Origin of the sequence: Rufibacter roseus (genome assembly GCF_001647285.1) — a bacterium.
GTDB lineage: Bacteria > Bacteroidota > Bacteroidia > Cytophagales > Hymenobacteraceae > Nibribacter > Nibribacter roseus.
The window spans coordinates 24,000-37,065 of the sequence record NZ_LRML01000024.1 but is presented as its reverse complement, the minus strand read 5'-3'; the positions used below and the strand labels follow the sequence as shown (position 1 = coordinate 37,065).

8 protein-coding genes are annotated in these 13,066 nt (G+C 43.6%); 1 reads left to right on the top strand and 7 read right to left on the bottom strand.

Annotated elements, in window-relative coordinates; translation table 11 throughout:
• Positions 1–195: 195 nt before the first annotated feature.
• The 6 genes from A8O23_RS20600 to A8O23_RS20575 form a co-directional block, all read right to left on the bottom strand.
• On the bottom strand, positions 196–1,038 hold the full coding sequence (locus A8O23_RS20600) for a DUF1735 domain-containing protein (protein WP_066625866.1): 843 nt from the start codon (positions 1,036–1,038) through the stop codon (positions 196–198).
• A gap of 20 nt (positions 1,039–1,058) precedes the next feature.
• Positions 1,059–2,654 carry a SusD/RagB family nutrient-binding outer membrane lipoprotein gene (locus A8O23_RS20595; RefSeq protein WP_066625864.1) on the bottom strand — a complete coding sequence of 532 codons (1,596 nt, stop codon included), beginning with the start codon at positions 2,652–2,654 and terminating at the stop codon, positions 1,059–1,061.
• A gap of 11 nt (positions 2,655–2,665) precedes the next feature.
• Positions 2,666–5,794, bottom strand: a complete 3,129-nt coding sequence (locus A8O23_RS20590) for a SusC/RagA family TonB-linked outer membrane protein (RefSeq protein WP_066625862.1) — start codon at positions 5,792–5,794, stop codon at positions 2,666–2,668.
• A 680-nt stretch (positions 5,795–6,474) separates the two neighbouring features.
• Positions 6,475–7,578 carry a DUF6588 family protein gene (locus A8O23_RS20585; RefSeq protein ID WP_066625860.1) on the bottom strand — a complete coding sequence of 368 codons (1,104 nt, stop codon included), beginning with the start codon at positions 7,576–7,578 and terminating at the stop codon, positions 6,475–6,477.
• A gap of 215 nt (positions 7,579–7,793) precedes the next feature.
• Entirely contained in the window at positions 7,794–8,552 is a 759-nt protein-coding gene (locus tag A8O23_RS20580) for a sulfite exporter TauE/SafE family protein (protein WP_066625858.1), read from the bottom strand.
• A gap of 160 nt (positions 8,553–8,712) precedes the next feature.
• Positions 8,713–11,289 (bottom strand): lamin tail domain-containing protein, encoded by a 2,577-nt coding sequence (locus A8O23_RS20575; RefSeq protein WP_066625857.1) that lies wholly within the window; start codon positions 11,287–11,289, stop codon positions 8,713–8,715.
• A 176-nt stretch (positions 11,290–11,465) separates the two neighbouring features.
• On the opposite strand from A8O23_RS20575, the gene A8O23_RS20570 reads away from it, so the two are divergent.
• Complete coding sequence (locus A8O23_RS20570) at positions 11,466–12,455, top strand: aspartate-semialdehyde dehydrogenase (protein ID WP_066625855.1); 990 nt, start codon at positions 11,466–11,468, stop codon at positions 12,453–12,455.
• 175 nt (positions 12,456–12,630) lie between these two features.
• Here A8O23_RS20570 and A8O23_RS20565 read toward each other — a convergent pair whose 3' ends face one another.
• Entirely contained in the window at positions 12,631–12,978 is a 348-nt protein-coding gene (locus A8O23_RS20565) for a DUF6970 domain-containing protein (protein WP_066625852.1), read from the bottom strand.
• Positions 12,979–13,066 lie beyond the last annotated feature (88 nt).

The following is a 13,066-nucleotide window of genomic DNA, read 5'->3' as shown; positions in this document are numbered from 1 at the left end:
AGAAGGCCATCCAGTACTGGATGGCCTTCTCCTTTTTTAGTATAAATGTACTTTCTGATAAACAGAGCAAGTAACTTCTTAGAAGTTAATTAGAAAGCAGCCTAAGCTAGAATCTTGATCTTCACGATCTTTAAATCACAATAAAAAAGGCCCTTTCAAAAGAAAGGGCCTTTTTTATTTACTGTGATGGAATGATTAGAACCTTGGCACCAAAGTTTGCTTCATAACAGTATTAAGAGCAACATACTGGATATGGATAATCCTGGTAGCCGGGTCATAGTAGCTTACATCTTCAGTGATAGCTATACCAGGAGAAGTAACAGTTATTTTATTGGTTGCTGGATCAATAGACATGTACTGAAGGTTTGAATAGTAACCAATTAAATTACCAAGTAGAGAATTGGCACCTGTTGTGGTCAATTCAGCTGTGTTTGTACCGCTTACTATTACAGAGCCATCTCTTCTGGTTCTGCTAAAGGTATTGGTATACAAACCATGATATTTGTTTTTAGGGCCTATCGCAAATACAGCTGTATTAAAGTTACCACTGATAATACCTTGGCTAGCACTTGTAATGGTTAATGGCAATGCATAGCTATTATCATAGTCAAACATATCAGATCTAACCTTGATGGTAAGGGTAGCCTCACGTTGGCCTTTAGGTATGGTTACAGTAGTGGTAGGCATAGAATACCACTCAGAAGGTAACAAGACAAAGTGCTCATCCTGATCTTCGTTATACTCTTCTATTATACCAGCATCAGCAATGGCAACAGTAACTGTAATGTCCTCTGGAGCAACGTTTGGTCCTGCATACTTGATAACAATTGGCAAATCTACTTCAGGGGCAATTTCTACAGAGTTCCTAAACATAGGATAAACGGCAGTTGCAGTAGAAGCAGGTGCCAGATTGTTTGAGCTGTAAAACTCAATTACATTCTGCACTTCCTCGGGATTGAAGAAAGGTTCTTCATCGAGGCATGAAGTAAGCCCTGTTACACCCAGGGCTACTAAAAACAAGTTAAATATCTTTTTCATCTTAATTTAATTTAATGATGTTAGTCTACGTCCCAGAAAATAGGATTGTCAAAAGGAGTAACCCCTGATGGTGCATTATTCGGGTTTAACGAATATTCAGATGCAGGGTATAAAATCCTTAACGGAAGTCTATCGGCACGTGGAGAAGTTGAACCTGTGGAAGCAAAGGTACTAGTTGCAGAAGTGCCAGAAACAGCAGGGTATCCGGTTCTTCTAAACTCATTCCAGGCTTCGTGGCCGAACAGGAAGTTCAAAGCAATATACTTTTGAGTAATAATTGCCTCCATTTGCTGATCTAAACTGGTAGCTAAATCAAAATTAACTAAGTCATTATCTTGGTTTGCAGCAATGTAAGCATTGGTAGCAGCTACTGGGTCACCCACAACAGCCCCTGTCACATCTTTCATTAAATAACGGAAAGATGATTCAATACCCGCTCTAAAGGCAGATTTAGCGTCACCAGTGATAAAACCTCTGGCTCTGGCTTCGGCCTGCAAGAAATGGCTTTCAGCCGCAAGCATAAGAGGTTGCCCCATGGTACGTCCCTTAAAAATACCAGTTGTATTGGCCGCAGATAAACCTGTACCTGTACCAGTATACCATGCAATGCTATTGCTTGGAGCGGTAGGCACATCATTATCATTCACACCTAATTGATTAACAGGGGTAGAATTAGGGAAGCCTCTGTAGATTAGGGCTCCTCTTGTATCATCAACAATTTTAGCACCAGTTCCACCATAGAAGCTAAATACGTAACGGCTTGGTATACGTGAACGTCCGGTAGCTGTAGTGGCACCAGCGGCATCAGAATGATACAGGTTCCACAACGGGTTCTGCTGACCAGCGTTAGGCAGGTAACCAGGGTTTACAACTGCATCTTCTTGTAAGAATGGGGTTGAGGCAGTAAACTCATTAAGTTGAGTTGTCACCCAACCAGGAACGGTAGCACCTGGTTTTCTAGACGCTCTCACTAATAGTCTTAGTTTAAGAGTATTAGCAAATCTTGTCCAACGCCCCATATTGCCGCCAAACATAATATCACTGTTTGCCGATACTGCTAAAGTACTAGTTGATGCATTATCTATCAGTGCCACGGCAGCGTCTAACTGCTCTACTAAATCCTGATAAATTTCCTCACCATTGTCATAAGACGGAGTAAGGTTCCCCCCTCCTTGCAAAGCTTCGGTGTAAGGCACATTACCATAAGTATCTACCAACAACTGAAAGTTATATGCTTTCATGATTTTGCCTATAGCCTCATAGTAAGCTAATTCCTCATTGCCGCTAGCTGTAGTCTCTATGTAATGATAATCATTTAGGTTATCATAAGTGCTGCTCCACAGACCGCCATAGTTAGCTGTAGTGTACGCATAGGTAAACTGAGTGCTCCAGCCTCCAAATCCGCCTGCATTCACAATATAACCAACCAGAAATGATCCGTAGTCTGTATAAGAAACCGAATTAGAGGCTGTTGCTGCTAATGCAGTAGGAAGCACAAGCTGAGGAGTAGTAGAAGTTGCCTCGTTGGGGTTCTCATTGACATCTAAGAAGCTGTCGCATGACAACGCCGTCAGGGCCATCACTCCACATAAAAAATATCTATATATTTTTTTCATTTTCACCGATTTTAGAAATTAATAGAAAGAGTAGCTCCGTAGTATCTGGTTGGCGGAGTTTGTCCTAACGTGGTAATACCAATAGCATTTGTGTCAGTAAAGTTGTAGTCAGGGTCAGTCCATTGGTTAGACTCTGGCAACCATAAGAATAAGTTACGACCTTGTAAGCTGATAGTAGCACCTTTTATCACTCTGGTTCTTTCTAAGAATGCTCTTGGCACTTCAAAAGCAAGAGAGGCCTCACGCAATCTCCAGTAATCAGCTCTTGACACATAAGTACTGGCAACATCCATTATACGTCCATTCGCCCAGAAGTCAGCGCTGCCGTTTGCAACAGTAATGTTCGTATTAGGGATATAAGTTCCCGGATTTTCAGGATCTTCGTAAACAGAGTTCGGAATTACAAATCTGTCACGGTTAAACGAAGCACTTCTTTCGGAAGCACCAGAGAAGTCAAAGGTAGAACCACCATTGTGGTATCTGTAGAAGTTACCTCTGTATTCAAACAAAGTTGTAAAACGGAAGTTCTTCAGGAATCTAACTTCAAAGTCAAGTCCTAAACGGTGCATAGGCTCAGTGTTGCCTAAGTTAACTGGCTCTAGAGCATTGGTTGGGTAGCCAGAATGGCGGTCTACTATAATGCGGCCTTGTGGATCACGAGCAAAATCTGTACCTCTCAAGATCGGGAACATATTGCCAGCTTCAGCATATACCTGTGCAGCACCACCGGTTGAAAGGGCTAGTCTTGGAAGATCAGCCGCGATAGACTCTACTCTGTTTTCATTGTAAGTGTAGTTACCACCAACTGTTACCGTTAAGTTCTCAGTTCTATATGGAGTAACACGCAATACAGTTTCAATACCTTTATTGGTTACTTCACCAGTGTTAGTCAATAATGTGGTAAAACCAGTAGCAGTTGATAACTGCGCAGGCAATGTCTGGTTTTCAGTGCTGGTGCTGTAATAAGTAAATTTGGTTTCTACCATTTCTTTTACTAATACCGCATCAAAACCAAACTCAAGGCTTGTAGTAATTTCTGGTTTCAGGTTAGGAGCAACAATTTGGTTACCCACGGTAAAACCACTAACTGAACCAAATGGGAAACCACCGCCTACACCAAAGGTAGGAAGAAGTGAATAAGCACCGAAAGGTCTACCAGAAGATGCTAAGTTAACCTGACCTACTTTTGCCCAACCGGCACGCAACTTCAGGTTGTTTACAAACTGGTTGTCTTGCAATACTGGTATTGCTTCACTGGCTGTGAAGGCTACGTCAACTGATGGATAGAAGAAAGAGCGATTTTCTTCTTCAAGAATAGAGGTCCAGTCATTACGGCCAGTTACGTGCAGGAACAAGTAATCCCTGAAACCAACGGTTACGTCTCCGAATACACCCACCTGACGAGCTAAGTAGCTACCTTCGCCAGCACCTGGGTTACCAATACGGTTTGTTACATTATATAAACCAGGAATTACCAAACCATTGGCAGAAATTCCAATTGAGTTTTGACGGTTCTCACGAATTGCGTTACCCAAAATCAGTTTCACCTCAAAATCTTCGTTCAGGTCTTTGTAGAAACCTACTAATAAATCTGAGTTCAACTGGTTAGTTGAAAGGGCGTTGTCACTAACCCCACCAGCAACATCTGTTTTGCTTGGAGAAATACTCTTTGTATATGGAGTATAGGTGAAAATACCTGTAGTGCTCTTATTGATGTAGTTTCTGTTAGACAAACCAATACGGTACGTCACATCCATCCAATCAACTGGAGCAAATTTCACTTCCACATTACCTATAAGGTAGTTGTTACGGCTATTCTGACGGTTGTTGTCAATAGCAAAGTATGGGTTAGGATAGTACTCGTTGAAATATCCGTTAGGGTTAGCGAACGGATTGTTTCTCCAGTCTCTGTAGTTTAACAAAGGTATATGTGCTGGAGTATTCAACAGGTACTGGTAAGCCGCTGCGGTAGCAGAAGTAATATCATACTCATTCTGAGTAAAGTTGGTATTGAAAGAAAACTTCAATTTAGGAGTAACATCATAGGCACCATTTACACGAACGGCAATACGATCATACTCATCACCAGGGGTAGTACCTTGTGAGTTGAAGCGCTGAGCAGACATATAGAAGTTTGATCTGTCAGAACCGGCAGAAAGAGAAACATCCGTCTGGTTTTGAACACCAGTTTCCCAGAAATCAAATTTATCATCTCTGGCACTGTAAGGTACTGTCTGAACAGAACCATCAGCCAAAGGCTTACCTATTTGAACCATTGAACCATCAAACCTTGGTCCGTACTGCTGGTTTTCATAAGGCACGTACTCTGGAACACCAGGCTCATAACCTGAACCAAAAGAGGTTTGCAATTTAGGGAAGAAACTCACCTGCTCTAAAGTAGTAGTATGTGCTACTCTTACAGAAGTCACGCCTCTTTTACCTTTTTTAGTAGTGATAACCAAGGCACCGTTAGATGCATCAGAACCATACAAAGCCGCACCGGCCGCACCATTCAGAACTGAGATATTCTCAATGTCTTCTGGGTTAAGATTACCTAAAATTTCATTAGGCACAATAACGTTGTCCAAAACAATCAGGGCTTGGTTGTTACCAAGTAATGAACGGTTACCTCTAAGAACAACACGTACAGTAGGGTTAACACCGCTACCTACCGCGTTAATCTGAAGACCTGCTACTTTACCAGTAAGACCAGTGGCAATGTTCGGAGAACGACCTTGAGTTAATTCCTCATTCGTTACTTGAGTTGTGCTGTAGCCTTGTTCCTTTACCTGGCGCTCAATACCGCCGGCACCTACTACAACAACCTCACCCATGGCAATAGCGTCAGGACGCATCTGCACATTTACGGTAGTTCTGTTTCCAATAGAAACCTCTTGGTCAGTATAGCCTATAAAGGAGAACACTAGCGTACCTGCAGTTGAAGGCACAGTAATGGTATAGTTACCATTCACGTCTGTAGGTGCAGCCGTGCTGGTTCCTTTGAGCTGAACTGTCACACCAGGCATTCCTTCGCCTGTGGCACCTTCAGTCACTCTTCCTGTAATAGTCTTCGTTTGAGCCATTGCTTCCGGAAGAAGCACTGACAAAAAGAAAAGACTTAATAGTAAGATTTTCTTCATGTTGGTTTGGTTTTATGGTTTGATTTGTATTTGAAACCATAATATTAGGTGATTTTTTACATAAAAAAAACACATAATTTTTTTTGCGGTAACACAGGAATGACTTTTTCTTCCTCTAATCTTCTCATTTTTAGAAGTTTTACAAAAATTTAAATTTCCTGCGCCCACTGCTAACATTTTACTATTTAAAACGTGCTGATTCCTCAAAATAACTTAATAAAATTTTAGTCAATTCTTTTTTGATTTCACCAAAAGGCAAATATGAAGTCAAATCCCTATTATATAATATTGAGTGTTGACCTTGCAGTTGTTAATCACTCGCCATAACTTATAAACTATATATAATAGTGTTAAAATTAGCAGCACTGAAAGCGAAATGAAGTTACGGGTTCAAAATGTCTATTCCCGTGCCTTTACAATTTGTTTCTACACTATATATAATAGAGTGATTCATATATCATAGAAGCTACCTTTCTTTTAAGACTTGCCCGTATCTTACTCATTATGTTTAGCAAAGGTCACATAGCTGAATATTCCTCCACAGAGCTGGCAATAGCTACATAAATCAATTGATCTAACTAGCATCAAAATTTATTTCTACTGTGTGAACACTATATTGTAAATAAACGAAAGAGCCCCTGTCATTCCTGACAGGGGCTCTTTCTTGATTGAACCTAATTTTAGTTCCAGCCTACACCAATACCTGCGGCGGCGGTCGGGTATTTAGCGTAGGTACCTTCTGCATAAATTGAGAAGAAGGCAAGTTTCAATCTAAAACCGGCATTTACTCCCACCTGGCTATCATGCACCGCTACATCTATGGGTGTTTCAATAGGATCTATATAATACTCATAAAACGGAGGCAACACCTGCGTGCGCACATTCACTAAAGGGTAATTTCCTTCGGCGGCCAGGCGGGTATCTGAATCACTGTACCTTAAACCACCATAAAGGGTAATTACTCCCAAAGTTTTAGAAGCAATCACACTTGCAGTCCATGCTTTAGTTATATACACCAGTTGCTGATTATCAAAATCAGCATTTGACTGAGTCACCGGCCGCCTGTTATATTCTTGCGTGGGCGGAATATTTAGGTCAGCTGAGGCTCTAAGGTGGGTGTAACCTCCAAAAGCAGTTACATCAAAACCTGAAACACTACCTATTACCGGAATCCACTGCTTTAAGCTATGCTTTAGGCCCACTCCCCATAAGTTCACTTGGTAATCTTCTCTAAATCGTATTTTCGGCAGGAACCGAACCGCTACCTCTGTTCCGCCTCCTATCCCTACACTCACCTGCGGCACCGCCAGAGGGGCAAAGTTGATACCTAACCCTTGCGGTGTGTTAAAGCGGCCCAATTCTTCTTCTTGGTTTGTGTAAGGGTTAGTACCATACACGATCATTTCAGGCCCCTCATTTACACCCCCAAACACTGTAGGAGCAATGGACGGCTCGCCCGGTGCCAAACGAATTCTGGGGCTAAGGCCTTGTTGAGATATATCGAAGGTTTTGTCTTCTTCAGAACCCAGGGCAATGGTAGCGTAAACACGTATGTCAAACCTGCCGGCTTCTAATGCCTGACCTGAGTTAAACCAGCCACTGTTCAGACTATGGCCAACTGCTTTGCCTGCGGGAGCTATATAAGTTCTCACTAATTTATTAGCATCATCTTTGGCTTTTACCAACTCACCAATGCTTTGTTGTGCTACCGCTACCTCTGGAGCTAAGAATAGACCCGTTGCGCACAGAATTGCTATTGAAATAGTAAATAAAGACTTTTTCATAGTGCATGTATTATTGTGATTTTATCTAAGAGCCAAGAAGGCAGATATCCTTTCTTGCCGCCTTTAAAGCTCTAGCTTATTATTTTCCCCCAGAACAAAATCAACTATACCCTTTTATCGGCTACTTTTTCGAAAACAGAGCAAAACTATTCTACTCAAGATACTTAAAACCCTTACTATTTAACATATTAAATCAACCGAAAGACATCACGCATTTAGCCTATGAAAGTATCATAAGCAAACTTAAGAATGATAGCAGTTACCACCACTAAAAACAGTTTCCTGACAAAGCCAGAGCCTTTTACCAAAGCTATACGTGTTCCCACTACTGAACCTAATACGCTTGAAATTGCCATGGGTATACCTATGTGGTAGAGAATGTAGCCTTTGTAGCTAAAATATATTAAGGCGGAAAGGTTGGTAGCCACGTTTACCACTTTTGCTGAGGCCGAGGCTGATAAAAAATTAAACCCAAAAACTCCCACAAATATAAAGATCAGGAAACTACCAGTGCCAGGCCCAAAGAAGCCGTCATAAAACCCTATGACCAACCCCACGCCTACGCCATACCACACTTCTTTTGACTGCGGCAGCTTAGGTGCATGAATGGCACCAAAGTCTTTGCGTATGAACGTGTAAATAGCCACTGACACTAACAGCACTAAGATTAAAGGCCGAAGCAAATCTGTGTTGAAATGGCTCAGCGCCCGTGCTCCCAGAAAGGAAAAGACAAATGCCGTGATGGCTGCCGGTAACAAAGCCCGCCAATTTATCTCCACATTACGGGCATAGCGCCACATCGAAACCGTGGTTCCGGCTATACTAGAAAGCTTTCCTGTCCCGAAAACGGTTGGCACCGGCACATGAGGCAAAAAGATAAAAAGGGCAGGAAGTTGAATCAAGCCTCCACCGCCCACTACAGAATCTATAAGCCCCGCCAAAAAAGCAAAAAGGCACAGGTAAACTACTTCCAACGGTTAAATAATAGAGCTACACATATGCCTGCCGATTCTACCAGCAAAAATAGAGTAGGAAATGGAATAGATGAACTTACAAATATTCTGAAAAAGGGATGGGGAATCAAATAGCCAGTAGCCGCAAGATCTGTTTTTAGCCTCTTTTAAAGAAAATAGCTCAAAAACGCCCTCCCACCACCATTGTTTCTTTAATTGTTTCCTGCTTGCCCTGTAAATCAAAGAGATTTACCAGCACAATGTAGTATCCAATGGCAGCTTTTGAGCCGTTGTCTTTTAAACCGTCCCACTGCAGTAGTTCTTCCGCGCCCAGCAAGGTATTACCCGCCAGTTTTCTGACCAACCTCCCGGAGGCATCAAAAATCTGCACTGAAGCCACAAAACCAGCCTGCGGCAATTTAAACTGAAGCAACAGCACATCGTCTACCCCATCTCCATCTGGAGTGATCACTTTTGGGGTAAGTTCAAGTTTAGAAGCACCACCAATACCGGCTTCTCTGGCCTGCGAGTTACGGTAGCCCGGAGTGGCTTTTACATTGGTGGCCGCTGAGTGGAAGTTAGCCTCTACTGACGGGCCTGCCAATGAAATGCGCTCCAGAGAAACTCCTTCGGCATCGCGCAACAGTTTGAAGTGTTGTGCACTTCGGTAGCTCACTTCATCTGCCACCGCGCCATTGGGCATGAGTAGTACCACAGTACCCGCAGCATCCGGATAAGAGGGCAAGGACGCCATGCTCCATAAGCGCTCGGGCACGGCAGCTGGATAGTGAGCCTGTAAAACAGTTGTGTTTGTGGTGATTGCGAGATATTGCCCAGGAGCTATAAGTAAATTCTGAGTAGAAATAGTTCTCTGATTAGCCACTTCGCCAGCCTCTTTATTTGCCAATTGCCAGTTCTGCAGGTTTAGGTATTTAGCAGACCTATTGACAATTTCCACAAAATCGACTCCTCCGGAATTTGGGTTAAATAGAATTTCATTGATAACAATGTCTCCCGCTACTGGCGAATCAGCAAGCACCAGCGCAACTGCCTGAGAGCCGGAGATTACATTACCAGAACAATCTCTAACGCCACTAACTGTTACTGCATACCGTGTATTGGGCTGTAAAGTAGAAGCCAATAGCAGCTCTACTTCAGTGTTTGTATTTCCAGTTCTACGTGCCCGCTGTACCGTCACCCCAGGAGTTACAGAATAATTAACTGCATTTGCTGCCTGTACACTATCTACAGTTTCTGAAAACTGCACAATAATTCTATCAGGACCCGTAGCATATACCTGCCTCACTTCTGGCGCTTCTACATCTTGAATTTGTATAGAATTGGGCTGCCCCGGCGTTCCTCCGCGTGGATTTTCAGAGCCTTTCCACTGCGAAGCGCCTGTACAAAGGCTGTTTACATTCATGAGCTCTAAGCTCCAGCCGCCCTCTCTTTTAGCGGCCTCACGGTACCAGGAATTTGAGTAACGGACAAAATCTATGCGCTGACCTGTATTGTCAAACACCTCTACTTCGTCACCACTATCATTGAGCGACGGGAACGTAGGCAGCCCCACCACCGGGCCAAACGGTTTGTACAAAGAAGTATCAGCCGCCGCACATACAATTACATAAGCGCCAGGCTCTAGAAGGTATGCCGGAAATGTTGCCACACTAGCCGTAGCGTCAGAATATTGCCACCCCTGCAGATTAAAAGTCTTGTTACTGCGGTTGTACAGCTCAAAGAATTCTGCCGCCGGTAAATCTTGCAAGGGATTGACATCAGCATAAATTTCTGTAATCCGCACCTCTCCGGGAGCAGCTCTGGGGCTGTAGGAGAAAGCACCTGCTAAACTTTGAGCTTCATTCCCGCTTTGGTCAACTAGTGTAGCAATTTCTAGCTTGTTTATGCCCGTATTGAAGTCTTGATTGAAAGTGAGCCGAACTTGGTTTGGAGCATTAGCTAACCATTGCGCAGAGGTGGGTCTTAAATTTTCGTTTAAAAGGTAATTAGATTGATTTTCTGCCTCGGCCTGTCGTATTGCTTTTGTTAAGGTAACCTCAAGGTTACGGGCATCTAATGCCTCAATTTTGGCTATGGCAGGCGCCGAAATGTCTTTAATGCTATAATCATCAAAGAAAAACCTTTGGGCGTTGGCTTGTGAGTACCGGAACACCACACCCGTATAAGCGGAAGAGACATAGCGGGCATCTTGCACTGTGCCTTGTAGTTGGTAGTTTTGGCGGGTGCCGGTCACGTCTAATTCTAAGGTCCACTCATGGCTAGTGGTACGGGTCACTCTCACCCAAAACCTATTGTCATTGGCGGCAATGGTTTTGTCAGGTCCGTTGATGATTCTGGTAGAAGTACTGCCGTCTTTCCGGTACAGGCTTACCTCGTCTTCTGTTCCGCCCATCCGCACAAAATACCCGCGCGTTGCCCCTTTCAGGTCCGGACCATCAGAGATCAGGTGTGTTTCAGCATAATTGCCGGAGGAGGTAGCAAAGGCTAACTGAACATAATATTCCCACTGAACCCCAACTGCTAGATTACTTTCTGTGGCTAAATGAATAGTGGAACCCGTAACTGCCGGGCCTTTACTTTGGAGTTGTAAAGCAGCATTTATCTGAAAGTACTCCACCTCGCCTACCCATACGGGGTTCTGGGTAAAGTCACCGTCAGCAAAAGACTCTTGTAGTTGGGCTTTAATAGGAGATAGAACCCACAACCATATGATTATCACAAGAAAGAGCTGCCTCATTTTCTTGGTTTACTAAAAATATCAGAGAAAGTTGGTTTATTTGCACCCGTACAAAAAGCTGTTTTAGGCTTGATTTTCAGAAAATAAGCCTAAAACAGAAAAGCAATTGATGCATGATCAGGCAAAATGCCTGTACAATACTGAAGGATTTTATTTTTATCATACACCCTTTTTACATGAAAGTAGCTGTAGTAGGCGCCACCGGCCTAGTGGGTGGCGAAATGCTGAAAGTTCTGGCGGAGCGTAATTTCCCCGTTGATGAATTGTTGTTAGTAGCCTCTGAGAAATCAGTAGGCCAGAAGATGTCTTTTAAAGGCAAGGAATACTCAGTAGTTAGCATGGCTGACGCCATTGCCCAAAAGCCACAGATCGCCATTTTTTCTGCTGGCGGCAGCGTAAGCAAAGAGATGGCTCCAAAATTTGCTGAAGCTGGCACCACCGTGGTAGACAACTCATCAGCCTGGCGAATGGACCCTACCAAAAAGCTGGTAGTGCCTGAAATCAACGCTCATGAATTAACCCCTGAAGACAAAATCATAGCCAACCCCAACTGCTCTACTATTCAGATGGTGGTAGCCCTGAACAAGCTGCACCAGGCGCTTAAAATCAAGCGTATTGTGGTGAGCACCTACCAGTCAGTTACCGGAACTGGCAAGAAAGCGGTAGATCAGCTTATGAACGAGCGCGCCGGCAAAGAGGGTGAGAAAGCGTATGCCTACACCATTGACCTGAACGTGATACCCCACATTGACGTGTTCACTGAAAACGGGTACACCAAAGAGGAGATGAAGATGGTGAACGAGACAAAGAAAATCATGGGCGACGATTCTATAGGAGTTACGGCTACCACGGTGCGTATTCCTGTAATTGGAGGTCACTCAGAAAGCGTGAACGTAGAGTTTGAGCGTGATTTCACTTTGGAGGAAGTATACCGCATACTGCACGAAACCCCGGGCGTAGTGGTAGTTGATGACACTGCTAACCTGCAGTACCCAATGCCGTTGAACGCCCACGGCAAAGATGAAGTGTTTGTAGGCCGTATCAGACGTGATGAAACGCAACCAAATACCCTTAACTTATGGGTAGTAGCCGATAATCTCCGCAAAGGCGCAGCCACCAATGCGGTACAGATTGCTGAGTATCTGGTAGAGAATAAGCTGGTATAATACTTCCGGCACAGTTACAAAAAAGAGGCTGCAAATACTGCAGCCTCTTTTTTTATACCCCTACCCCCGGCTCAAAATTCACTGATCGGGTTCAGCTCAATTTTAGTGGACGTTTTTATGCTACTTATGAAAAAACAGGTCTAAAACAGCCTGAGCTTCGCTCATCAACACAACCTCACTTCCCATTGCTCCATACTACTTCCAGACGCTTCACCTCACTTTCAAAGTTGGGGCACGTGTCATCACCGCTGTAGCAAATCACGTTGCCGTCACAGTCATACACAGCTCTGATGGCGTTTATAGCAGGGTCACAGTTCTGAATCACAAACACGCTGCGCCCGTTTAACATGCCTCTCTGCACCACTTGGCAGTATTCTGACGCCTGCAGATCCTTTACTTTTTCTTTCAGCCAGGCAATGTTCTGCGCAGGATCAGCTACCGTACAGGTCTGTTGAATATCTTCCTCCTCACAGGCTGTGAAAGAAAGCAGAAGTAATAGGCAGAGGGCACGCAGGTAGTTCATGGTGAGGTAATCTTTTCTTTACAGATGCAGAAACTGCGACCAAGGTTGCACGACCTTTAGAAACTTCTGCGGCTTTATGCATCTCCTG

Excerpts from the sequence above, each read along its gene's own strand:
- A8O23_RS20600 (WP_066625866.1), bottom strand. The coding sequence starts at position 1,038 with ATGAAAAAGATATTTAACTTGTTTTTAGTAGCCCTGGGTGTAACAGGG.
- A8O23_RS20595 (WP_066625864.1), bottom strand. The coding sequence starts at position 2,654 with ATGAAAAAAATATATAGATATTTTTTATGTGGAGTGATGGCCCTGACG.
- A8O23_RS20590 (WP_066625862.1), bottom strand. The coding sequence starts at position 5,794 with ATGAAGAAAATCTTACTATTAAGTCTTTTCTTTTTGTCAGTGCTTCTT.
- A8O23_RS20585 (WP_066625860.1), bottom strand. The coding sequence starts at position 7,578 with ATGAAAAAGTCTTTATTTACTATTTCAATAGCAATTCTGTGCGCAACG.
- A8O23_RS20575 (WP_066625857.1), bottom strand. The coding sequence starts at position 11,289 with ATGAGGCAGCTCTTTCTTGTGATAATCATATGGTTGTGGGTTCTATCT.
- A8O23_RS20570 (WP_066625855.1), top strand. The coding sequence starts at position 11,466 with ATGAAAGTAGCTGTAGTAGGCGCCACCGGCCTAGTGGGTGGCGAAATG.
- A8O23_RS20565 (WP_066625852.1), bottom strand. The coding sequence starts at position 12,978 with ATGAACTACCTGCGTGCCCTCTGCCTATTACTTCTGCTTTCTTTCACA.